Source organism: Microbacterium sp. 77mftsu3.1 (assembly GCF_900100525.1).
Lineage (GTDB): Bacteria > Actinomycetota > Actinomycetes > Actinomycetales > Microbacteriaceae > Microbacterium > Microbacterium aquilitoris.
The window spans coordinates 77,741-99,800 of the sequence record NZ_FNCR01000002.1; the positions used below are offsets into that span (position 1 = coordinate 77,741).

Annotated in this window: 24 protein-coding genes and 1 pseudogene; 14 read left to right on the forward strand and 11 right to left on the reverse strand. The window is 70.2% G+C overall.

Annotated features, from left to right (window positions below; all coding sequences use genetic code 11):
- Positions 1 to 7 precede the first annotated feature (7 nt).
- On the forward strand, positions 8 to 1,222 hold the full coding sequence (locus tag BLR68_RS05245) for an amidohydrolase (protein ID WP_018187895.1): 1,215 nt from the start codon (positions 8 to 10) through the stop codon (positions 1,220 to 1,222).
- Positions 1,219 to 2,034 carry a hypothetical protein gene (locus tag BLR68_RS05250; protein ID WP_018187894.1) on the forward strand — a complete coding sequence of 272 codons (816 nt, stop codon included), beginning with the start codon at positions 1,219 to 1,221 and terminating at the stop codon, positions 2,032 to 2,034. Before BLR68_RS05245 ends, BLR68_RS05250 begins: the two co-directional genes overlap by 4 nt.
- On the opposite strand, the gene BLR68_RS05255 is transcribed toward BLR68_RS05250, so the two are convergent.
- Positions 2,028 to 3,092: a VanZ family protein gene (locus tag BLR68_RS05255; RefSeq protein ID WP_018187893.1), complete on the reverse strand. Its 1,065-nt coding sequence runs from the start codon at positions 3,090 to 3,092 to the stop codon at positions 2,028 to 2,030. The genes BLR68_RS05250 and BLR68_RS05255 overlap by 7 nt on opposite strands.
- Before the next feature lie 62 nt (positions 3,093 to 3,154).
- On the opposite strand from BLR68_RS05255, the gene BLR68_RS05260 reads away from it, so the two are divergent.
- From BLR68_RS05260 to sufU, 4 genes are read left to right on the forward strand one after another with little or no spacing between them, the layout of a single operon-like run.
- Positions 3,155 to 5,206, forward strand: coding sequence for an APC family permease (locus tag BLR68_RS05260; RefSeq protein WP_018187892.1), 2,052 nt, complete (start codon positions 3,155 to 3,157; stop codon positions 5,204 to 5,206).
- A gap of 36 nt (positions 5,207 to 5,242) precedes the next feature.
- Entirely contained in the window at positions 5,243 to 5,989 is a 747-nt protein-coding gene (locus tag BLR68_RS05265) for a hypothetical protein (RefSeq protein WP_040570583.1), read from the forward strand.
- A 50-nt stretch (positions 5,990 to 6,039) separates the two neighbouring features.
- Entirely contained in the window at positions 6,040 to 7,335 is a 1,296-nt protein-coding gene (locus BLR68_RS05270) for a SufS family cysteine desulfurase (RefSeq protein ID WP_143015725.1), read from the forward strand.
- Entirely contained in the window at positions 7,332 to 7,793 is a 462-nt protein-coding gene (sufU, locus tag BLR68_RS05275) for a Fe-S cluster assembly sulfur transfer protein SufU (protein WP_018187890.1), read from the forward strand. Before BLR68_RS05270 ends, sufU begins: the two co-directional genes overlap by 4 nt.
- Before the next feature lie 33 nt (positions 7,794 to 7,826).
- Here the strand turns inward: sufU and BLR68_RS05280 are convergent, their stop codons facing one another.
- The 3 genes from BLR68_RS05280 to BLR68_RS05290 form a co-directional block, all read right to left on the reverse strand.
- Positions 7,827 to 8,795 (reverse strand): SRPBCC family protein, encoded by a 969-nt coding sequence (locus BLR68_RS05280; RefSeq protein ID WP_018187889.1) that lies wholly within the window; start codon positions 8,793 to 8,795, stop codon positions 7,827 to 7,829.
- A 22-nt stretch (positions 8,796 to 8,817) separates the two neighbouring features.
- Positions 8,818 to 9,159, reverse strand: coding sequence for an ArsR/SmtB family transcription factor (locus BLR68_RS05285; protein ID WP_018187888.1), 342 nt, complete (start codon positions 9,157 to 9,159; stop codon positions 8,818 to 8,820).
- A 61-nt stretch (positions 9,160 to 9,220) separates the two neighbouring features.
- Complete coding sequence (locus BLR68_RS05290) at positions 9,221 to 9,514, reverse strand: metal-sensitive transcriptional regulator (protein ID WP_018187887.1); 294 nt, start codon at positions 9,512 to 9,514, stop codon at positions 9,221 to 9,223.
- 412 nt (positions 9,515 to 9,926) lie between these two features.
- On the opposite strand from BLR68_RS05290, the pseudogene BLR68_RS18275 reads away from it, so the two are divergent.
- Positions 9,927 to 10,100 (forward strand): annotated as a pseudogene (locus BLR68_RS18275) (DUF6671 family protein); the annotation flags it as partial.
- Positions 10,101 to 10,103: 3 nt separating this feature from the next.
- Here BLR68_RS18275 and BLR68_RS05295 read toward each other — a convergent pair.
- Positions 10,104 to 10,460, reverse strand: a complete 357-nt coding sequence (locus tag BLR68_RS05295; RefSeq protein ID WP_018187886.1) for a hypothetical protein — start codon at positions 10,458 to 10,460, stop codon at positions 10,104 to 10,106.
- 160 nt (positions 10,461 to 10,620) lie between these two features.
- Here BLR68_RS05295 and BLR68_RS05300 point away from each other — a divergent pair, with 160 nt between their 5' ends.
- Positions 10,621 to 11,937: an HNH endonuclease signature motif containing protein gene (locus BLR68_RS05300; RefSeq protein WP_018187885.1), complete on the forward strand. Its 1,317-nt coding sequence runs from the start codon at positions 10,621 to 10,623 to the stop codon at positions 11,935 to 11,937.
- Between the two features lie 16 nt (positions 11,938 to 11,953).
- Here the strand turns inward: BLR68_RS05300 and BLR68_RS05305 are convergent, their stop codons facing one another.
- Positions 11,954 to 12,292: a TraR/DksA family transcriptional regulator gene (locus BLR68_RS05305; RefSeq protein ID WP_018187884.1), complete on the reverse strand. Its 339-nt coding sequence runs from the start codon at positions 12,290 to 12,292 to the stop codon at positions 11,954 to 11,956.
- 98 nt (positions 12,293 to 12,390) lie between these two features.
- On the opposite strand from BLR68_RS05305, the gene BLR68_RS05310 reads away from it, so the two are divergent.
- Positions 12,391 to 12,585 (forward strand): hypothetical protein, encoded by a 195-nt coding sequence (locus BLR68_RS05310; RefSeq protein ID WP_018187883.1) that lies wholly within the window; start codon positions 12,391 to 12,393, stop codon positions 12,583 to 12,585.
- Here the strand turns inward: BLR68_RS05310 and BLR68_RS05315 are convergent.
- Positions 12,573 to 13,115, reverse strand: a complete 543-nt coding sequence (locus BLR68_RS05315; RefSeq protein WP_256335324.1) for a septum formation family protein — start codon at positions 13,113 to 13,115, stop codon at positions 12,573 to 12,575. The two genes, BLR68_RS05310 and BLR68_RS05315, sit on opposite strands and share 13 nt — an antisense overlap.
- 137 nt (positions 13,116 to 13,252) lie before the next feature.
- Here BLR68_RS05315 and purL point away from each other — a divergent pair, with 137 nt between their 5' ends.
- Genes purL through BLR68_RS05325 form a run of 3 tightly spaced genes read left to right on the forward strand, consistent with a single transcriptional unit; the run spans position 13,253 to position 16,457 of the window.
- Positions 13,253 to 15,586 carry a phosphoribosylformylglycinamidine synthase subunit PurL gene (gene purL / locus BLR68_RS05320; RefSeq protein ID WP_018187881.1) on the forward strand — a complete coding sequence of 778 codons (2,334 nt, stop codon included), beginning with the start codon at positions 13,253 to 13,255 and terminating at the stop codon, positions 15,584 to 15,586.
- A complete protein-coding gene (locus BLR68_RS18160) occupies positions 15,583 to 15,717 on the forward strand; it encodes a hypothetical protein (RefSeq protein ID WP_018187880.1) in 135 nt (44 codons plus the stop codon). Before purL ends, BLR68_RS18160 begins: the two co-directional genes overlap by 4 nt.
- Positions 15,718 to 15,725: 8 nt before the next feature.
- Positions 15,726 to 16,457 carry a YqjF family protein gene (locus tag BLR68_RS05325; RefSeq protein WP_018187879.1) on the forward strand — a complete coding sequence of 244 codons (732 nt, stop codon included), beginning with the start codon at positions 15,726 to 15,728 and terminating at the stop codon, positions 16,455 to 16,457.
- 6 nt (positions 16,458 to 16,463) lie between these two features.
- Here the strand turns inward: BLR68_RS05325 and BLR68_RS05330 are convergent, their stop codons facing one another.
- Positions 16,464 to 16,862, reverse strand: a complete 399-nt coding sequence (locus BLR68_RS05330; protein ID WP_026302953.1) for a DUF4259 domain-containing protein — start codon at positions 16,860 to 16,862, stop codon at positions 16,464 to 16,466.
- An 83-nt stretch (positions 16,863 to 16,945) separates the two neighbouring features.
- On the opposite strand from BLR68_RS05330, the gene BLR68_RS05335 reads away from it, so the two are divergent.
- Both BLR68_RS05335 and BLR68_RS05340 read left to right on the forward strand, forming a co-directional pair.
- Entirely contained in the window at positions 16,946 to 17,812 is an 867-nt protein-coding gene (locus tag BLR68_RS05335) for a hypothetical protein (RefSeq protein WP_018187877.1), read from the forward strand.
- Positions 17,813 to 17,822: 10 nt separating this feature from the next.
- Positions 17,823 to 18,575, forward strand: coding sequence for a hypothetical protein (locus tag BLR68_RS05340; protein WP_018187876.1), 753 nt, complete (start codon positions 17,823 to 17,825; stop codon positions 18,573 to 18,575).
- A gap of 13 nt (positions 18,576 to 18,588) precedes the next feature.
- Here BLR68_RS05340 and BLR68_RS05345 read toward each other — a convergent pair whose 3' ends face one another.
- The 3 genes from BLR68_RS05345 to BLR68_RS05355 are packed head-to-tail and all read right to left on the reverse strand — an operon-like array spanning position 18,589 to position 21,785.
- The gene (locus tag BLR68_RS05345; RefSeq protein ID WP_018187875.1) at positions 18,589 to 19,509 is read right to left on the reverse strand and encodes a glycine betaine ABC transporter substrate-binding protein; all 921 of its coding nucleotides are present in this window, start codon (positions 19,507 to 19,509) and stop codon (positions 18,589 to 18,591) included.
- Between the two features lie 51 nt (positions 19,510 to 19,560).
- Complete coding sequence (locus BLR68_RS05350) at positions 19,561 to 20,487, reverse strand: ABC transporter permease (RefSeq protein WP_018187874.1); 927 nt, start codon at positions 20,485 to 20,487, stop codon at positions 19,561 to 19,563.
- Positions 20,487 to 21,785: a quaternary amine ABC transporter ATP-binding protein gene (locus BLR68_RS05355; protein WP_018187873.1), complete on the reverse strand. Its 1,299-nt coding sequence runs from the start codon at positions 21,783 to 21,785 to the stop codon at positions 20,487 to 20,489. Before BLR68_RS05355 ends, BLR68_RS05350 begins: the two co-directional genes overlap by 1 nt.
- Positions 21,786 to 22,060 lie beyond the last annotated feature (275 nt).

The following is a 22,060-nucleotide window of genomic DNA, read 5'->3' on the forward strand; positions in this document are numbered from 1 at the left end:
CGAAGGTATGCCCCTCGATCTCGAAGCGATCTACACCGATCTGCACCGGCACCCGGAACTCTCGTTCCAGGAGACCCGCACGGCCGGCGTCATCACGCGCGAGCTCGCAGCGCTCGGCCTCGACTACGAGGAGGGCGTCGGCCGCACCGGCGTCGTCACCGTGATCCGCAGCGGCGACGGCCCCGTCGTCTGGCTGCGCGCCGACATGGACGGCCTCCCCGTCCCCGAGCAGACCGGGCTCCCCTACGCGAGCACGGCCCGAGGCGTCGACCCCGCCGGGCAGGACGTCCCGGTCATGCACGCGTGCGGCCACGACATGCACGTGACGGCGATGCTGGGCGCGCTCGAGAAGCTGCAGGCGACCCGCGGCGAGTGGTCCGGCACGGTCGTCGCCGTCTTCCAGCCCGCCGAGGAGTACGGCGCCGGCGCGCAGGCGATGATCGCCGACGGCGTGCTCGACCGGTACCCGAAGCCCGACATCGTGCTCGGACAGCACCTCACCCCGTTGCCCGCCGGCACGATCGGTGTGCGCCCGGGCACGCAGATGGCGGCATCCGACGGCATCACCGTCACCCTCCACGGCCGCGGCGGACACGGCTCGCGCCCGCATTCGACGATCGACCCGATCGTCATGGCGGCGGCGACCGTCATGCGCCTGCAGACCGTCGTCTCGCGCGAGGTCGACCCCCGCGAGATGGCCGTCGTCACCGTCGGCTCGATCCACGCCGGCCTGAAGAACAACATCATCCCGGCCGAAGCGACCCTCGAGCTGAGCCTGCGCTACCCGAACGACGCGGCGCGGGCCGACATCCTCGCCCGCGTCGAGCGCGTCGTCCGCGCCGAGGCCGCGGCATCCGGCGCCGAGCAGGAGCCGACGATCACGACCCTCCACACCCTGCCGCCGACCATCAACGACGCGGACGCGACCGCCCGGCTGACGGCGGCGATGGACCGCGCGTTCGGCGAGGGGACGGTCGTCGACCCCGGCATGTTCACCGGCAGCGAGGACGTCTCGTGGTTCGCCCGCGAGGCCGGCGCCCCGCTCGTCTACTGGTTCTGGGGCGGTGTCGACCCGCAGCAGTACGCGGATGCCGCCGCTGCCGGCACGATCTCGCGCGACATCCCGACGAACCACTCCCCGTTCTTCGCCCCCGTTCTCCACCCGACCATCGAGCGCGGCGTCGACGCCCTGACCGTCGCCGCGCGGGAGTTCCTCACATGAGCAACGACGACTGGCTGCCCTTCGCCCCCCTCGACCCGCAGGAGCACCGCGAGCCCGAGCGCCGCGAGAACCCCAACCGGGTCCCGATGATCCTCGGCGCCGTCGCCGGCGTCCTGCTCGTCGCCGTCATCGTCGTCGTCAGCGTGTATCTCGTGCGCGCGACCGAGCCGACCACGGCGGCGCCCGCTCCGGCGCAGAGCTCGCAGTCCGCACCGCAGCCGGCACCCTCGACACCGCAGGACCCGCAGCCGTCGGAGACGCCCGCGCCGGAGCCTCCCGCCGCGGCATCCACCATCGCCCTGAACGGCTCGGGCTTCACGGTGAAGACCGCGGACGGCACGTTCACCCACACGTGGGCGGACGACTCCGGCCCGGCGATCGCCGCGTTGACCAAGGCCTTCGGCACGGCGCCGAAGGAGGACTTCGTCAACGGCGACGCAGAGAACTGGGCCTACGACATCTACGTGTGGCCCGGCTTCCGCTTGTACGACGTGTTCCTCGGCGACGGCGGCCGCTCGCGCAGCGAGGTCCCCGCACCGACGTGGGTCACCGTGACCTCGGGGCTGCCGCAGTCCGTCCAGGTGACGAACGAGTTCGGCGTCGCCGTGGGCGACACCCTCGACCAGGCGCGGAGCAAGGGCCCGTTCGACGAGTTCGCGCTCACCAACGGCCACGTGCGCCTCACCTTCGGCGAGGGCCGCGGCACGTTCTACAGCAACGGCAAGCGCGAGTTCAGCGCCTTCGTCGAATCGGATGACGCGACGCAGAAGGTCGCGTCGATCACCTACACGTTCCGCGCCCGGGGTCAGTGAGCGACCGGCTCGCTCGCACGCGCGTCGACGAGCTGACGGCCGCTGACAACACCCGGTAGGCCACGCCCTGCGGGCGTCGTGAACAGCAGCACGAGCCACGCCACGACGAACGCGATGACGAGGATGCCGCCGACGGCCCCGAGCTCGCCGAGCAGGAGGTAGCCGCCGATCCCGCCCGTGAATCGGAGCAGGCGGCCCACCGGCTCGGGGAACCGCCCGCCGTCGTAGCGCAGCTCGACGCACAGATCGCCGACCGTGCGTCCCGTCGCGAGGGTCACGCCGAGCCAGACCACGATCGGCACCCATCCCGACGCGACGTCGGCGATGACCCCGTCCGACACGAGGTCCTCGCGTCGGAGCGCGAACTGCAGGAACAACTGCACGACCGTGCCCGCGGCTCCGGCCAGGATGGCCGCACCCAGCACGTCGCAGACGGCGCCGAGGAGGCGACGCCCGCGCGTGACGGGGCGGGGAGCCCCGGCATCCGCTGCCTTCTCGACGCCGCGGAGCCGCGCCGGGACGATGAGCCCGAGCACCGACCCGATGAGGGCTCCGAGCGTGTTGGTCAGCAGGTCGCCGACGTCGAAGAGGCGGTAGCCGCACGGGAAGATCCCCCAGACGCCGGTCAGCTGGGTCGTCTCGATGAACAGCGACAGCACGAGCCCCGCCAGCACGCCGAGGACGACGCCGCGGCGCCCCACGACCCGGATGAGGAAGCCGAGGGGGACGAAGAGGAGGACGTTGAAGACGACCTGCAGCAGGCGGACGTCGGTGAGGGGCGACCCGTCGGCGAACGCCCCCACGACGTCGTCGACGGTCGGCGCGAGCGACAGGACGGCACCCGCGCACCGGTAATCGTCCGAGGCGGGGATCGGGAGGAGGGTGTAACTCCAGATCGCCAGGAAGTAGACGAGGGATGCCGCCCAGAACCCCAAACGGCCGACGCTGAGGCGGCCCCGGCGACGGTAGCTGAGGGCGACGACGGGCACGAAGAGGACCAGCCCCGCCACCGCGCCGAAGAGGATCGCGACGACCGCGGGGAAGACCTGTCCACTCATGGCGCGAGTCTAGGGAACACGGCGCGACCCGCCCGCGTTGCGGCGGGTTCGCGGGAGGCGTAATGTCGCCCGCCGTGACCACTGACAGCCGCGATCCGAACGCGGCCTCCTCCCCCGCCGTCAAACGGATGCTGATCGGTGAGCCGCTCGACTCCGAGAAGCTCGACGCGCAGCTGCTGCCGAAGAAGCGCGCGCTGCCGATCTTCGCCTCGGACGCGCTCTCGTCGGTGGCCTACGCACCGCAGGAACTGCTGATGATCCTGCTCATCGGCGGCACGGCGTTCATGGCCTTCGCGCCCCCGGTGGCTGCGGCCGTCGTCGTGCTCCTCATCGTCGTCGTGCTCAGCTACCGGCAGCTCATCAAGGCCTATCCGTCGGGCGGTGGCGACTACGAGGTCGCCCGCACCAACCTCGGCGAGAAGGCGGGTGTGGTCGTCGGATCGGCGCTCCTCGTCGACTACGTCCTGACGGTCGCCGTGTCGGTGTCGTCCGGCGTCGACAACATCATCTCGGCGCTCCCCGTCCTCGACCCGTGGCGCGTCGAGCTCGCGGTGGGCTTCGTCATCCTGCTGGTCATCGTGAACCTGCGCGGCGTCCGCGAAGCCTCGCAGGCGTTCGCGATCCCGACGTACGTCTTCATCGGCTCGGTCGCCGTCATGATCGGCACCGGACTGTTCCGCTGGCTCATGGGCGACGCGCCCGTCGCGTCGAGCGCGGCATACACGGTCGAGCCCGAGAGCCTGTCGCAGGTCGCCTTCGTCCTGCTGCTGCTGCGTGCCTTCTCGAGCGGATGCTCCGCCCTGACCGGTGTCGAGGCCGTGAGCAACGGCGTGCCCGCCTTCCGCGCCCCGAAGGTCAAGAACGCGCAGACGACCCTGGTGCTCATGGGCGGGATCGCGATCGTGCTCTTCGCCGGACTCACGACGCTCGCCCTGGTCGCGAACGTCCACTACGCCGAGAACCCGTGCTCGCTCATCGGGTTCGACTGCGCGTCGGGCCCCCAGCCGAGCCTCATGGCGCAGGTCGCCGCGGCGACGTTCGGCGGCGATTCGATCTTCTTCTTCATCATCCAGGCGGCGACGGCGTGCGTCCTGCTGCTCGCCGCCAACACGGCGTTCAACGGGTTCCCCCTGCTCGGCTCGGTCCTCGCCCGCGACAGCTACGCGCCGAAGGCGCTGAACTCGCGCGGCGACCGTCTGGTCTTCTCGAACGGGATGCTGATCCTCGGCGGCGCGGCCATCGCGATCCTCGTGGTCTTCCAGGCCAACCTGACGACCCTCATCCAGCTCTACATCATCGGTGTGTTCGTGTCGTTCTCCCTCGGCCAGATCGGCATGGTCCGCCACTGGCGGCGCGAACTGAAGCTGCTGAAGGGGAACACCCCCGAGCGGCGCGCGGCGTACTCGGGCCTCGTCATCAACACCGTCGGGGCGGCGTTCACCGTCGCGGTCCTCGCGATCGTGACGGTGACGAAGTTCACCCACGGTGCGTGGCTCGTCTTCCTCGCCATGCCCGTCCTCGCGTTCCTCATGATCGGCGTCAACCGGTACTACCGCGACGTCGAGCACGAGATCGAGATGGACGACACGGTCAAGTACGGCTCGTCGGGCGACCTCGCGATCATCCTGGTCGGCAAACTGCAGAAGCCGGTCGCCAAGGCGATCGACTACGCCCTCGCCGCGAAGCACGAGAAGACGCTCGCCGTCCACGTCGCGGTCACCTCCGACGACATCGCCGAGCTGAAGGCCGATTGGGAGTATCACCGGATGCCGGTGCCCCTCGTCGTCGTCGACTCGCCCTACCGTCACTACGCGTCTCCGCTGATCGGGTTCATCGAGAAGTACCGCGAGAAGCACGGGCCGTCGGTCGTCACCGTCTACCTGCCGCAGTACATCGTGGGCCATTGGTGGGAGACGCCGCTGCACAACCGTCGTGCGCGGCGCATCGCGCAGCAGCTGATGATGGTCCACGGCGTGACCGTGACCCTCGTGCCGTGGCTGCTCGACTCGTCCGAGATCGTCTACGGCCGGCGCTCGCGCCCGCTCCCCGGCGACGACCGCGGCGGCCGGATCGACCAGCGTCATTACGGTTTGGTAGAGCATTCCGACAACTGATGGAGTTTATGACGGTCGTCCTGCCACGATGACGGCATGGCCGAGTCCCGCCGCCCCCGCAACCTCATCCCGCTGCTGACCTTGGCGGGCGCGCTCGCGATCGCCGCCGTCGTCGCGATCGTCCTCCTGATGAATCGGATGCCGGCACCCACTGCCGCTCCTGCGCCAGGGTCTCCGACGCCCGAGGCGTCCACTCCGTCCGTCGCGCCCAGCCCGACGCCGACCGAGGCGGAGGAACCGACGGCGAACGAGGTCGCGCTGGGAGAGGAGGGCTTCACGATCGTCGCCGACGACGGGTCGGAGCTCTTCGCCTACGGCTGGCGCGACGATGCCGCAGGAGCGGTATCCGCGCTCACCGACGCGTTCGGTTCGGAGCCGTCGGAGTCGGTCTACGAAGGCGACGGCACGCACTTCCCCGACTACACGTCGTACACGTGGGACGGCTTCACCTACTTCGACATGATCCCGACCGAGGGCGGGAAGTCCCGGGACGAGTACTCCATCCCGTCGTACGTGACGATGACGGGCCAGGCCGTGGACGGCGTCACCGTGACGCCCGAGTTCGACCTGGCGATCGGCCTGACCGCCGACGAGGTCCGCGCCCTCGGACCGGACAAGGAGCTCGCGATGCCGGACGGCGAGCCGCGCTTCTTCTTCGCCATCGACCGCGCCGACGGGGCGGGGGAGAACGGAGAGCTCGACGGGTACTCACCCTGGGTCGACACCGACCCCGCGGACGAAACGGTCGTGTCGATCTCCTACCGTCCGTACTACGACTTCTGACCGACCCGGCCGGCCGACCCGGTGACCCGCCACCGGCGTAGCCTAGAGGGGTGACTTCTCCCGCCTTGTCCGAGCCCGCCACGCTCGACGCCACCCGGTTGCGCGAGGACTTCCCGATCCTCCAGCAGGAGGTCAACGGGCATCCGTTCGTGTACCTCGACTCCGCTGCGACGAGCCAGAAGCCGCGTCAGGTGCTGCAGGCCGAATACGACTTCCTCACCCGCAGCAATGCCGCCGTCCACCGCGGTGCGCACACGCTCGCCGCCGAGGCGACGGACCTGTTCGAGGATGCCCGGGCAACCGTCGCGCGCTTCGTCGGCGCCCGCGAGGAGCATCTCGCCTGGACGAGCGGTGCGACGCAGGGGCTCAACCTCGTGGCCTACTCGATCGGCAACGCGACGCTCGGGCGGGGGGCACCGGCATCCGCTCGGTTCGCGCTGCAGCCCGGTGACGAGATCGTCGCGACCGAGGCCGAGCACCACGCGAACCTCATCCCGTGGCAGGAGCTCGCCGCGCGCACCGGCGCCGTGCTGCGGCACATCCCCGTGCAGGACGACGGCCGGCTCGACCTGGATGCCGCGGCGCAGATCATCGGCGAGCGCACGCGGATCGTCGCGTTCTCGCACGTGTCGAACGTGCTCGGGATCGTGAACCCGGTCGCCGAGATCGTCGCCCTCGCGCAGGAGGTCGGCGCGCTGACGGTGCTCGACGCCTGTCAGTCGGCGCCGCACATGCGGCTCGACCTGCCCGCCATGGGCGTCGATCTCGCCGTGTTCAGCGGGCACAAGATGCTCGGCCCGTACGGCGTCGGCGGCCTGTACGGCCGCAGCGACGTGCTCGAGGCGCTGCCGCCGTTCCTCACCGGCGGTTCGATGATCACGACCGTGACGCTCGACGAGGCCGGCTACCTGCCGCCGCCGCAGCGGTTCGAGGCGGGCACGCAGCCGATCGGTCCCGCGATCGGCCTCGCGGCCGCCGTGTCGTACCTGGAGGATGCCGGCATCACCGCCGTCCACGCGCATGAGGCCCGGCTCGCGGCCCGGATGCGCGAAGGGCTCGTCGACATCCCCGGCATCCGTCTGCTCGGCGACGCCGAAGGCGCCGAGCGCGTGGGCCTCTGGAGCTTCGTCGTCGACGGCGTGCACGCGCACGACGCCGGCCAGTTCCTCGATGCGCAGGGCATCGCCGTCCGCGTCGGACACCACTGCGCGGCGCCCCTGCACCGACGGTTCGGCGTGACGGCTTCCGTCCGCGCCTCGGCCGCCCTGTACAACACCGACGCCGATGTCGATGCCCTGATCGATGCCGTCAGCGGCATCCGGTCCTACTTCGGAGTGAACGAATGAACGGTCTCGACTCGCTGTACCAGGAGCTCATCCTGGACCACTCGAAGCACCCCCACGGGCAGGGCCTGACTCCGGAAGAGGGGCGCACGGCGAGCTCGCACCAGCACAACCCGATGTGCGGCGACGACATCACCCTGCGGGTGCGCGTCGACGAGGCCGGTGAGCGCATCGTCGACCTGTCGTGGGAGGGCTCGGGCTGCTCGATCTCGCAGGCGTCCGCGTCGATGCTCGCCGCGCTGATCGAGGAGGACGGCGGCGACGCCGGCCTGCCGCGCGAGGACGCCGTGAAGCTCATCGACGGGTTCCGCGAAGCGCTGCGCTCGCGCGGAACGATCCCGCTCGACGAGGAGACCTTCGCCGACGCCGCAGCGCTGTCGGGGGTGTCCAAGTTCTCGGCCCGCGTCAAGTGCGCGATGCTCGCGTGGGTCGCGCTCGAGGACGCCCTCGCCCGGGCCTGAGCCGGCGGACGAGGGCGTCGTCTCGGAGGGGCGTCACGCCGCCTGCAGCACCTCGCGCTCGAGTCGAGCGTAGGACGCTTCCATGCCGTCGGCCATGCCGGTGGCGAGGATCATGTCGCGGGTCTCCTTGTCGGGGTACTCGATGAGGAGCGTCAGGAGCGTCGCGCCGTCCTCCTCGTAGAACTGCAGGTCGTTCGTCGTCGACGGACCCTCCATGCCGATCATCTTCTCGGTGCTGACCGAGCGGCGCGGCTCGTCGAGGAGCAGGGTCTCGCCCTCGAAGCCGAAGCGGGTCTCGGGCTGACCGTCCTGCTCCCACACCGTCCGATAGTGCTGGCCGACGACGCACTCGACCATCGACCACCCGTCGGGCCCCAGCATCCACTTCTTCATCAGGTCGGGATCGTTGTGAGCGCGCCACACGAGCTCGCGCGGACCGTCGACGAGGCGGGTGATGCGGACGTGGACGTCGTCGAGCAGCTCGACGTTCGTCCCCTTGCCCTGGAACCAGTCGCGCAGGTCGTGGAGCACGGTGTCGAGCTGGCTCATCGCCAGGCGCGACCCTTCGACGGCGCCCATCGCGACGACCTGCTCGAGCGCCTCGACCGAGGTGAAGTACGTGATGTTCGAGAGCCGCGAACCGGTCGCGGTCTCGTCGAACGAGAAGCGCATCCGCATGGACGGGAACTCGGCGAGCGGCTCGCCGTTCTCGTCGGCGAACGCGTCGAGGACCTCGAAGCCGCGGCCCTCGTCGATCGCGAGGAACTCCCACGTGCCGCGGGAGGTCTCGCCCGTCGGGCTGGTCATCGCGTAGTGCGCGTGACCGCCGACCGAGAAGTCGAAGGCGGTGAAGGTGGCCGGCCACCCGGGAGGGCCCCAGAACCGCTCGAGCTGTCGCGGCTGCGTGAACGCACGCCACAGCCGGTCGACGGGGGCGTCGACGTCGGCCGTGAGCGTCATGGTGAGGTTCTCGGTGTCGGTGGTGATGTCGGTGACGGGCATGTCTCACTCCTTCGTAGATCGGTCAGTTCTCGGGCTCGGCCAGCAGTGCGTCGAGTCGGTCGACGCGGGAGCGCCAGAGGTCTTCGTAGCGGCCGAGCAGCGCACGGGCGCGGGCGATCATGTCGGGGTCCGCTCGGACGAGACGCTCGCGGCCCTCGGCGCGCTTGACGACCAGTTCCGCCGCCTCCAGGACGGCGACGTGCTTCTGGACGGCTGCGAACGACATGTCGTAGTCCGCGGCGAGCGCGGAGACGGACTGCTCGCGTTCGAGCGTGCGACGCAGGATGTCGCGCCGCGTCGCCGTCGCCAGGGCGTGGAAGACGCGGTCGATCTGTTCATCGCTGAGCTCCGTTTGTGCAACCATTTGGTTGTACGTTAGGGCAACGGATGCCGGGCGTCAAGAGGTCCCGGCGTCGGCGGGTCGATCAGGCCAGGGAGAGGAAGAGCTTCTCCAACTCGTCGGGGTCCAGGTCGGCGGATCCGTCGGGGTCGGTCAGGCACTCGCGCAACGCCGTCGAGATGACAAGGAACCCGGCTCGATCGAGCGCTTTGGACACGGCGGCGAGCTGCTGGACGACGTCGCGACACGAGGCATCCCCCTCGACCGCGGTGATCACTGCGGCGAGCTGGCCCTGCGCGCGCTTGAGGCGATTGACCACCTTGCGCTTCGCCTCGGCATCGTGCGTGACCGGATCGCCGACCTGTGCAGCCTCATCCATGTCGGCATCCTCTCGTTCTCGTCGAAGTGCCACTCACTATACCCCCCTGGGTATTACTTTGGAGGCTTCGGGCCGATGGTGCACGAAGAGGAGGCCGTGTTCGTCGACCTGAGCCGCGGCATCCACGTCTCTCAGGGTCTCCGCGTGTACGCGGATGTCGCGCCGGCGCGGACGGTCGAATGTGAGCAGCAGGCGCGGGTATCTCGCTCGCATCGGTTTTCCGCAGCAGGCTGTCTTCGCGCGGAGCGAGGGTCAGTTGTGAAAGGGACTGTAAGACGAGGCATCCGTTCTCGCGCTGGTGCGCCGCGGAGCCGGCGTCCTCGAACCGGACCTCTGTGGGCACCTCAACCCGGACTACCGGCGCGCACGCTCCGCCGCCTGTCGTGGATGAGGGCGGCACTCCTGCGGATGCCCGGGGTTCGGGCTCGTGGACGTGCGGCGCGGCGTCCCCTGCGCGGCGTGCGGTGAGCCGACCGCTCAGATCAGCGCGGACGTCCACGGGTGCGCTGCGTGCGACGAGCGCGAGCTGCGGACCCGGGCGGTCTCGGCCGCAGACCCCGCGACGTGCGCGGCGTGCAACCCGTGAGGGTCAGGCGTCGCCCGTGATGCCCCATCGGTCGGTCGGAAACTGCCCGGTGTGGAGGTCCTCGATGGCGTCCAGCACTTCGCTGCGATCGAGCACGTACTCGCGGGGGTAGTCGATCGCCTGGTCTCCGACGGTCAGATCGATCGTGTCGTCATCGTCCTCGTCGTCGTCCTCCGTCGCCGTGGCGGCCGGCGAGATCGCGTTGACGATGCGCGTTCCCGACGGGTTCTGCGCAGTGAGGACGTACCTGTCGGGCCCACCGCCGATCATGACCTCCCACTCGCCGATGCGGTGCGTGATGAGGGTGTTCGCGATGCCGTCGAGGTCGTCGAGCCCCCATGGGTCAGTCTCGTCCGTCACCCCGCCATTATGAGACGTCAGCCGATCCGCCGCCATCGTGCACTTCGGGGCCCGGGGCGTCTCGCAGATGAGGCGTTTCTCATCTGTCGGCCTGTTCGCGACGTGTGATTCCGGCGGTTTTCGGGGTCTGGATGTCGGAGGTTGGTGCAAGAGTGCAGGTATGACGGATGCGGCGGAAACCCCCGGTGGCGAGTCGTATCTCGCCGCCATCTCGGGGATCGTTGCGGACGTCGAGGACGTTGCCCGTGAGGTCGCTCGCGTGCAGATCCGCGAGTTGCGTGTGCTCGCCGCCGCGGGACGGCTAGCCGAGGAACAGGGCGCCCACCCGAACGCGAAGGTGACGCTGCACGACATGGTGCTGCGGTCGATCTCGGCCGAAGTCGCTGGAGCGATGCGCACAACCGATCGGACGGTGCAACGCCGGATCGGCGAAGCCCGGGTGACGATCGAGGGGTTCCCGGCGGCGGTGGCGGCGTGGGAGTCCGGCCGGATCGTGCAGGGGCACGTGAAGGCGATCGTCGACGCTGGGGTGAACCTGCCGGCTGAGTTGTGGGCGGAGTTCGAAGCGATCGCGATCGAGCGGTGCGAAGGCCAGACACCGAACCGAGTTCGGGGTGAGCTAGAGATCCTCGCGCACCGGATGCACCCGCGTTCGTTTGCCGAACGACACGAGGAAGCTGCCGCGGGCCGGTGCGTGCGGTTGATCCCCGGGCGGGATGGGATGTCGGATCTGATCGCCACCCTCCCCACCGTGATTGCGGAAGGGATCCACGACCGGCTCACCCAGCAAGCGCGGGCGATCATCGATACCCGGGAGGAGCGTGCAACCGGCTCGGACGTCGTCGCCACCGATGCGCGCACCACCGATCAGGTCCGCGCGGATGTGCTCGCCGACCTTCTCCTCGCGGGGACACCAGCGCTTGATGACACTCGTGACACGAGCGCCGGGCCGCTAGGCGCGATCCGCGCGCGGGTTCAGGTGCTCGTGCCGGCCGCCACACTCGCCGGTGCCGACGACGGGCCGTGCGATCTTGCCGGTGGTTCCCCCATCGATCCCGCAACAGCCCGCACGCTCGCCGGCGCGACCGGGGTCTGGGAGCGCCTGTTCCACGACCCGACCACCGGAGTCACCGTGTCGACGGATTCGTACCGTGTCCCGTCCGGGATGCGACGGTTCCTGCAAGCCCGGGACCAGCATTGCCGGTTCCCCGGATGCCGGGTCGCCGCCATCCGGTGCGAAGTCGACCACACCCACGACCACGCCCTCGGCGGCAAGACAGAACTGTCCAACCTCGCGCATCTATGCCAACGGCATCATTCGATGAAGCAGTTCACCGCCTGGCGGGTCCGACAACTATCGGGTGGTGTCCTCGAATGGACCTCACCCCTCGGCAGGATCTACCGCGAAGACGCACCCACCCCGGCCGTCGCCTTCACCCCTGCCGCAGCTTCACCCGGAGACCCCGCTCCGTTCTGAACCGCTCCGCCGCGCCTCAGCCGAGCGACGCGCACGCGACGCACATCGTCGCCTGCGGCCGAACCTCCAGCCGGGCCTCGGGGATCGGGCGGCCGCACCTTTCGCACACCCCGTAGGTGCCGGCATCCACTCGCGAGAGCGCCGTCGCGACCTGCGCCAACTCGTCCCGCGTCGACGCCCTCAGCGCATCGACCCGCTGCCACTCCCCCGACAGCGTCGAGCCCTCGGGGTCGTGCTCGTCGTCGGCCGTCGCATCCGATCGATCGACCCGCAGCGCCGCATCGTCGGCATCGAGCCGGGCCAACTGCGCCTGCAGCTCCCGCTCGCGCGCACGCAACCGCTCGATCGGATCCATCCGGTCAGCGTAGGCCTACCCACCGACCCGGCGACCGTCAAGACCGTCGCGGCACCAGCATCCGCCCTCCAGAGTGGGGGCAACGGAAGGGAGCCCTCATGGCTGACAACGACGGCACCGAGCACAACGACCCCGAAGAGATGCCCGATACCGAGGAACTCGAGGAGCCCAGCGTCGCGAAGGAGCCCGGCGAGGAGCCGAAGGCGCCGCAGCCTCAGGGCGAGGAGCCCAGCCACCACGCCGTCGGCATCGGCGTCATCGACTCCGACCCGGACGACTCTCAGGACGACTGACGGCCGTCGTCGGCGGCGCTGCCCGTCACGCTCACGCCCTCGTCACCGATGAAGCACTGCACCATGCGGTCCTTATCGATGCCGTCCCACCCGCTCTCGGTCGGCGTGTAGAAGGAGTACTCGAGTAGGGAGTCCTCCCAGGGTTGTCCGACGAAGTCTTCGAACGCCGGCAGACAGCCCTCATCGGCCGCTGTCGCTGTCCCGTCCTCACCGGGGTAGTCACCGGCGGGAAGCACGAACACGTGGTAGACCTCGTAGGTGTGCGCGTCGCCGCACGGGATCGCCTGCACGACGTACACCGAATCCTCCGTGGCCCGAGGATGCACGGCGTCCGATTCGTCGAAGCAATCCCCCGCGACGAGATCGAACACGTCGAGTTCACCGCCGACCGTGATCACGCCGGAGGCGTCACGGTAGACCGCGCCCGACAGCTGGTAGAGCGCGGCTTCCGAGCAGCCGGACATCAAGGGGACGGCGACGACCAACCCCACCGCTGCGAGCGCACCCGAGCGCCACCGACGTGTCGACATGAATCCCCCAGGAGTATGCGTCGAACTGACGGCGTCAGCGTATCGGAGCGCGGCCCTCGCAGACACGACGGGATGCCGGTGCCCCGCCGATAGGATGAGGGCGTCCCCCGGCATCCCGAGTCTTGGAGCCCAGCCGCGTGAGCACCCCAGTCACCCCCTCCGTCGCAGACACCGTCGAAAACGCCATCGCCACGCCGGAGCGGGAGCAGCCCTACGGCGCCCTCGGCCTGAAGCCCGATGAGTACGACAAGATCCGCGAGATCCTCGGCCGGCGCCCCACCTCGGGCGAGCTGGCGATGTACTCCGTCATGTGGAGCGAGCACTGCTCCTACAAGTCCTCGAAGATCTACCTCCGCCGCTTCGGCGACAAGGTCTCGGACGAGATGAAGGAACGGCTCATGGTCGGCATGGGCCAGAACGCCGGCGTCGTCGACGTGGGCGAGGGCTGGGCCGTCACCTTCAAGGTCGAGTCCCACAACCACCCGAGCTACATCGAGCCGTTCCAGGGCGCCGCGACCGGCGTCGGCGGCATCGTCCGCGACATCATCTCGATGGGCGCACGCCCCGTCGCGGTCATGGACCAGCTGCGCTTCGGCGACATCGACGACCCCGACACCGCCCGCGTCGTGCACGGCGTCGTCAGCGGCATCAGCTTCTACGCGAACTGCCTCGGCCTGCCGAACATCGGCGGCGAGACCGTCTTCGACAAGGTCTACCAGGGCAACCCGCTCGTCAACGCGCTCGCGGTCGGCGTCCTCCGCCACGAGGACATCAAGCTCGCCAACGCCACCGGCGCCGGCAACAAGGTCGTCCTGTTCGGCGCCCGCACCGGCGGCGACGGCATCGGCGGGGCATCCATCCTCGCCTCCGACACCTTCGCGGACGGCGGCCCCACCAAGCGTCCCGCCGTGCAGGTCGGCGACCCGTTCGCCGAGAAGGTGCTCATCGAGTGCTGCCTCGAGCTCTACCAGGGCGAGCTCGTCGAGGCCATCCAGGACCTCGGCGCCGCCGGAATCTCGTGCGCGACGAGCGAGCTGGCCGCCAACGGCGGCTCGGGCATGAAGGTCGACCTCGAGAAGGTGCTGCTGCGCGACCCGTCGCTCACGCCCGAGGAGATCCTCATGAGCGAAAGCCAGGAGCGCATGATGGCGATCGTCGCTCCCGAGAAGCTCGACGCGTTCCTCGCCGTCGTCCAGAAGTGGGATGTCGAGACGAGCGTCCTCGGCGAGGTCACCGGAGACGGCCGCCTGCAGATCTTCTGGCACGGCGAGCAGATCGTCGACGTCGACCCCTCGACCGTCGCGGTCGACGGCCCCGTCTACGAGCGTCCCGTCGCCTACCCGACCTGGATCGACGCGCTCCGCGAGGACTCCGCCGCGTCCCTCGAGCGGAGCGACGACCCCGAGGTGCTGCGCGAGCAGTTCCTGAAGCTCCTCGGCAGCCCGAACCTCGCCGACACGTCGTGGGTCACCAACCAGTACGACTACTACGTCATGGGCAACACGGCCCTCAGCTTCCCCGACGACGCCGGCATGATCCGCGTCGACGAGGAGTCGGGTCTCGGCTTCGCGATCGCAACCGACTGCAACGGCCGTTACTGCCAGCTCGACCCGTACGCGGGTGCGCAGCTCGCCCTGGCCGAGGCGTACCGCAACGTCGCCGTCACGGGCGCCGAGCCCACCGCCGTCACCGACTGCCTCAACTTCGGCAGCCCCGAGAACCCCGAGGTCATGTGGCAGTTCGGGCAGACCGTCGACGGTCTCGCCGACGCCTGCTTCGAACTCGGCGTCCCCGTCACGGGCGGCAACGTCAGCTTCTACAACCAGACCGGCGACCAGCCCATCTTCCCGACCCCCGTCGTGGGCGTGCTCGGCATCATGGACGACGTCTCGCGCCGCATCCCCAGCGGCTGGCAGGATGCCGGCGAGAACATCTACCTGCTCGGCACGACGTCCACCGAGCTCGACGGCTCGGCCTGGGCCGACACGATCCACGACCACCTCGGCGGTCGCCCGCCGAAGGTCGACCTCGCCGGCGAGAAGACCCTCGCGGGCCTGCTGCAGGCCGCGCGCGACGAGATGCTCGTCTCGAGCGCGCACGACCTGTCGGCCGGCGGCCTCGGTCAGGCTCTCGCCGAGGCGACGACCCGGTTCGGCGTCGGCGCCCGCGTGTGGCTCCGCGAGATCATGGAGCGCGACGGTGTGGATGCCGCGACCGCCCTGTTCAGCGAGTCGACCGGCCGCGTCATCGTGTCGGTGCCGCGCGAGGAGGACGTGAAGTTCCGGGGCCTCTGCGAGGGCCGCGGCTACCCCGTGCTCCGCATCGGCGTGACCGACGACGCCGCCGAGGGCGAGCAGGCGGCCCTCGAGATCCAGGGTGTCTTCACCGTCCCCGTCGCCGAGCTCCGTCAGGTCTCGAAGGCGACGCTTCCCGCCGCCTTCGGAGCCATCGTCGACGAGGCCACCGCGTGAGCGACGACCCGGAATACGCCGACTTCGTCGGGCGCAAGCGCGCCCGCACGAAGGTGGTCGCGTGGACCGTCATCGTCGCGATGGTGCTCGTGGGCGGCGGCGCGACCGTCCTCACCCTCCTGTTCGGCTGACCCGGACCATGGACGCCACCGCGCCTGCCCTGCCGGGTCGCGCGGTGCTGCAGCAGCGCTGGAGCGGCGCCTGCTTCCTGCACTGGCGGGTCGATCCGGCACGGGTCGAACCCCACCTGCCGCCCGGAACCGAACCCGACCTCTTCGACGGGTCGGCGTGGGTCGGGCTGATTCCGTTCGTCCTCAGTGAGTTCCGCTTCCTGCCGCTGCGCCCGGTCCCCTTCGTCGGCCGGTTCGTCGAGATCAACGTCCGCACCTACGCGAAGGATGCCGACGGCCGCCGCGGCGTCGTCTTCCAGACCCTCGAGGCCGAGCACCTCCTGCCGGTCCTCGGCGCGCGTGCCGTCTTCGGCCTGCCGTACCGCTGGGCGAAGGCCGCGATGCGAACGGACGGCGACGCGCTCGAGTACGCCTCGCGGCGGCATCCGGGGTTCGGCGACCGGACGCGCACCCGCATCCGCGTCGTCCCGGGGACCGAGGTCGTCGACGACGATCTGAGCCGCTTCCTCACGGCACGCTGGGGCTTCCACGAGCGACACCTCGGCCGCACGATCTGGGCCGCGAACGAGCACGAGCCGTGGCCGCTGGTGCGCGCCGAGGTCGAGCGTCTCGACGACGGCCTGCTCGCGGATGCCGGTTTCCCGGGCCTCGCCGACCGCGCGCCCGATTCCGTGCTCGCGATGCCCGCCCGGCATCCCGGCGTCATCACCCGCTTCTCGAGCGCACGCCGCGTGCGCTGACGGGCGTCAGGCGGGGAGCGCGTCCCGCAGCCGGGTGAGGGTCGCCCGCCAGTCGTCGATCTCGTCGGACTCATCCCAGAGTTCGGCGAGCTCGGAGTCGCCGCCGACCTTGTCGAGGGCGGCGCGCGCCAGTGCCACGACGGATGCCCGCGGCGCGCCGACCCGCGCGAGGAAGCCCTCGACCGACTCGGCGTCCTCCTCCTCCGAGAGCGGAAGACCGGAACCGTGTGCGACCACGGCGGCCGCCGCGACGGCGATGGCGTCGCGGTCCGTGTCCTCTTCATCACCCGCCGCGTAGCCCTGCAGGACGTCGGTGACGAAAGCCCACGAGTCCGCTTCGTCGAGTTCCCACGCCCAGTCCGCTGCGGTGTCGTTGCCGAACGGTTCCTCGCTCCATGTGCCCATGCGGCAGAGCGTAGCGAGCCCGAGCGACATCCCGACGTCCGATCCCTGGGAACGCGACCATCCGTCGCGGCTAGCATGGCGGCATGCAGCTCTGGATCGTGGGGGTCGGAGCCGCGCTGGCGGAGTTCTGGTGGGTCGCACCCGCCGCCGCAGGTGCCGGCGCGGTCGGGTTCGTCGGCGTCCGCCGCGGCCGGACGACCCGCGCCCGCCGCCTCGGGCTCACGGCGGCCCAGCATGAGCTGCAGCAGGCCCGATCCGACGCGGTCAGCGCGCGCGCCGCAGCGCGCGTCGCGCAGGCGGAACTCACCCGCGCCGAGGCCGAACGCGCCGTTGGCCGCGCCCACCCCGACGACGTCCGCACCGCGCGGCGCGCACTCGAGACGGCGCAGCGCGCCAAAGCCGCGGCGATCGCGACCATCCGCGTCGCTCGCGCCCGCGTCGGCGCGGAGCGCGCCGCCGTCCCCGCCCGCGGCACCGACCCGAAGCACCTCCCCCTCGCGCGTCTCATGGCCGCGCACGACGCGATCGCCGCACGCTGGATGGAGTACGAGACGGATGCCGCCCGCCGCCTCGCTTTCCCCGCGCTCAGCGACGTGCGCGTCCCCGCCACGGCCGAGTTCCTGCGCCTCGAGGGCATCGCCCGCGAGCACCGCCCGGCATCCGCCACCGCCACCCTGACGCCCGAGCAGTTCTCGACCTACCGGGCTGCCGTCGACGACACCGGGCGCGCGTTCGCCGCCGCGGAGCAGGAGGCCTGGCGCCTCGCCGGACACCGACCCGACGACGCCCCCGCGGACCACTCGACCGCTGCACGCTGGACGATCGTCGCGACCGAGGCGATCGCCCGCTCGGTGGACGGGATCTCGCGCGCCGCGGAGGGCGCGGCATCCGCTCTGGACGCCTACCGCTCACGGCGGGACGGTCGCGACCGCGACCAGCACCGCCCGTAAGGTGTAGCGAGTGACCGATTTCTGGCAATTCGCGGGCCACTACTGGTGGCTCGTGTTCCCGCTGTTCGGGCTCGCCTCCGCGGCGAGCGGATCGTTCGCCGCGTCGTCGAAGCGCCGACACAAGCAGCGCCTCGAGATCATGAAGGCGAAGGCCGAACTCACGGCGGCGCGTGCGGCGGCCAAGCGCGGCATCGGGTCGGCCTCCGCCGCCGAGATCGACGCCCCCTCGCAGTCCGTCGCGGACCAGGCCGACGACCTGCGCGCCGTCCACGACGAGGTCACGCACCGCTGGCTCGACTACGAGCTCGACGTCGCCAAGCTCATCGCGTTCCCGTCGATGAGCAACGGGCGCGACCCCCTCACCGCCGGGTTCCTCCGCGCCAAGAAGATCGCCGACCGCGCCCGCCCCGCCGACGGCTCGAAGCCTACGGCCGAGCAGGTCGCCGAGTACCGCCGGGCCGTCACCGACTTCGAGGTCGCCTTCGACCTCGCCGAGCGCGAAGCGCGTCGCACCCGTGACTCGGGACTGACGGACGCCGAGCGCAAACGGCTCGCGACGGCATCCCGCATGCTCGCCGTCGCCACCGACGACGCCGCGACGCCGGCGGAACGCCACCTCGCCTACCAGCGCGTCCGCGAGGAGATCGACGGGCTCATCGCCCTCTCGGACGAGGCGGTCGAGGTGCTCGAGAAGAAGGTGGCCCAGCCGCTGACCGAGCGCCCGAACGACAACGGGGACCCGGCCGAAGCCGGATCCCCGTGACCTCACGGACCGATCAGTCGGTGACGATCGTGTCGTAGGCGTCGGGGTTCTTCGTCAGCCACTCGTCGACGGCGTCGGCGTACTTGCCCTCGCCGTAGGTGTTGACGACGGTGTCCTCGAGGCTCGCGTACTCCTCGTCGTCCAGCTTGATGCCGGCGATGAGCTTCGCCGCCTCGGGGTTCTCCTCCTTGAAGCCGTCGGTCGCGAGGAAGTGCAGGGCCTCAGCCTCGCCCATCGCTCCCTTCGGGTCCTCGAGGTCCTTCAGGTTGTACTTGTCGTTGGCCCAGAACGGACGCCACGACGTCACGACGATGTCGCGCTGCGCGGCCTCGGCGCTGTCGAGCTCGGTGAGCATCGCCGCCGTCGACGACGTGACGAGCTGGTAGCTGTCCTCCAGCCCGTACTCGGGCAGCATCGACTCCTGCGTCTGCTTCGTCAGACCAGCCCCGGGCTCGATGCCGTAGATCTTGCCGCCGAAGCGGCTCGCGTTCGCCTTCAGCTCGTCGATCGAGTCGATGTCGACGTAGTCGGGCACCGCAATGGTCAGCTTCGCGCCCTCGTAGTACGCACCGAGGTCCTCGATCTGGTCCTTGTACTGGTCCATGTAGGACTTGTGGGTCAGCTCGGGCCAGGCCGAGGGGTAGATGTCGACGTCGCCCTGCGCGAGACCGGCGTAGAGCGGTCCCGCCTCGGTGAGCTCCTGCATCTTGACCGTGTAGCCGACCTTCTCGAGCTGGTCCTGGAGCAGGTACGCGGTGCTGAGGCCGTCGGTCCACGACGGCAGGTAGCCGAGCGTGATGGTGCCGAGGTCGCCCTCGCCGCCCCCGTTGGATCCGCCGCCGTTCTCGACGTCGTTGCCGGTCGCGCAGCCGGCGAGGGCGAGGGATGCCGCAGCGCCGATCGCGAGGATGCCGGTCAGGTGTCGCTTGTTCATGTGTGCCTTCCGTATGTGATTGCTGGTTCCGTATCGAGCAGGTCAGGTGGGTCAGACGCCCACGGGCTCCGGTGCGGGAGTCGGGGTCGTGACGCGAGCGTCCTTCGGTGCGCGACGACGCGCGATCGCACCGAGCAGCGAGCCGCGCTGCGTCTTCAGAGCGCCGAGGGCTCCCGTCAGGCGGTCGAGGTAGACGGCGAGGATGACGACGCTGAGGCCGGCCTCGACGCCCTTGGCGATGTCGACGGTCGACATCGCCTGGACGATCTCCTTGCCGAGGCCGTCGGCGCCGGCGATACCGGCGATGACCGCCATCGACAGGGCCAGCATGATCAGCTGGTTGACGCCGGCCATGATGCTCGGCATCGCGAGCGGCAGCTGCACTCCGCGGAGGATCTGGCCCGGGGTGGCGCCGAACGCGTGGCCGGCCTCGACCGTCTCGCTGTCGACGCCGCGGATGCCGAGCTCGGTCAGACGCACGCCCGGGGGCAGCGCGAAGATGACGGTCGCGACGACACCGGGCACGACGCCGATGCTGAAGAACACGATGGCGGGGATCAGGTAGACGAACGCCGGCATGCTCTGCATGAGGTCGAGCACGGGGCGGAGGATCGCGCTGAACGTGTCGTTGCGGGCCGCGGCGATGCCGAGGGGCACGGCGATGACGACGGCGATGATCGCCGCGACCAGGACGAGCGCGAGCGTCTGCATCGAGGTCACCCACTGGCCGACCCCGAGGATGAGGACGAAGCCAACGACCGTGCCGATCGCGAAGCGCCACGAACGGAGCACCCAGGCGAGCGCCGCGAAGATCACGATCACGGCGACGATGGGCAACGACAGGAGACCGTTCGCGAGCGCGTCGACGAACCAGCCGACGACGGCCGAGACACCGGACAACAGCCAGCCGAGCGTGTCGCGGATCCAGGCCACGCCTGCTTCGGCCCACTCACCGATCGGGATGCGGAAACCACCCATCAGCGCACCTCCTCCTTCTCGGTGGCCGGTCCGTCGACCGCGCCGCCGGCCAGTGCCTCATCGATCACGGAGCCGGGCACCGGGTCGAGGATCACGGGGATCTCCGTCGTCTCGGTCGTCGAGGGGCCGAGCGCGGTCAGCAGCGTGATGCGCGGGATGACGCCGACGAGGCGACCCTCGGCATCCGTCACCGCGAGCGGCAGCGGCGACTCGGCAGCGGGGACGAAGAGGTCCATGAGGACGTCGTCCTGGCCGACGGCCTGCGGCACCGGTCGGAGCACGGAGGCCAGCGAGCTCTCGCCGCGGCGGACCAGCTTGAGCGCGTCGCGGTCGCTCACCATGCCGATGAGCTTGCGGCTGCGGTCCGTCACGTAGACGGCGGCCATGCGGGCGTCGCGCATGGTGCGCAGGGCGCGGCGGGGGCCGGCGGCATCCGTCACCGAGACCGACCCGGGACGCTCCATGACGTTCGCGGCGGTGAGGACGCGAGCGCGGTCGACGTCCTGCACGAACTGCTCGACGTAGTCGTTGGCGGGGTCGGTGAGGATGTCCTCCGGCGTGCCGATCTGCACGATGCGGCCGTCCCGCATGACCGCGATCCGGTCGCCGAGGAACATCGCCTCGTTGAGGTCGTGCGTGATGAAGATGATCGTCTTCTGCAGCTTGTGCTGCAGCTCGAGCAGCTGCTCCTGCATCTCGCGACGGATGAGCGGGTCGAGCGCGCTGAACGCCTCGTCCATGAGCAGGATGTCGGTGTCGGCGGCGAGCGCACGGGCGATGCCGACGCGCTGCTGCATACCTCCCGACAGGGCCGACGGCAGCTTGTCGCCCCAGCCCTCGAGGCCGACGAGCCCGAGGATCTCCTCGGCCTTCGCGAGCCGCTCCGCCTTGCCGACGCCCTGCAGCTCGAGCGGGTAGGCGACGTTCGCCGCCACCGTGCGGTGCGGCAGCAGCGCGAAGTGCTGGAACACCATGGCGATGCGCTCACGACGGATGCCGCGGAGCTTCGCGGCCGGGATGCCGGTGATCGGCTCGCCGTGCACGAGCACCTCTCCGCCGGTCGCGTCGTGCAGCCCGTTGAGCATGCGGATGATGGTGGACTTCCCCGAGCCCGACAGGCCCATGATCACGAAGATCTCGCCCCGCTCGACGCGGAAGCTCGCGTCGATGACGGCGGCGGTCCCGGCATCGCGGACCTGGTCTCGGGGTTCCCCGGCCTTCAGGCGCTTGACCGCCTGGCCGGGATTGCGTCCGAAGACTTTGAACAGATTCTTCGCTTCGACAGCGGCAGTTGTCACGTGCTTCCCTCGGCGGGCGCGCACGCGTCCGCATCGGTAGCGCCCGGGTGGCGATCACCGGCATCCGCACGAGCGAAACCTCACTCGAGTGCAGAGCTTCGGCGACGAACATCGGGTCCATCGCCCAGACCGCCGACCATACGTCCGCTCGTCACCACGCCCTGAGGCGCCGGCTCGAACGGCCGCGGACTGGTCGTCGAGGGCACGAGGCCCACGTTCGACGGTAACGAAGTCGGTTGACGTGGATCAAATCGAGCCACCCCCTTGACCTCCTC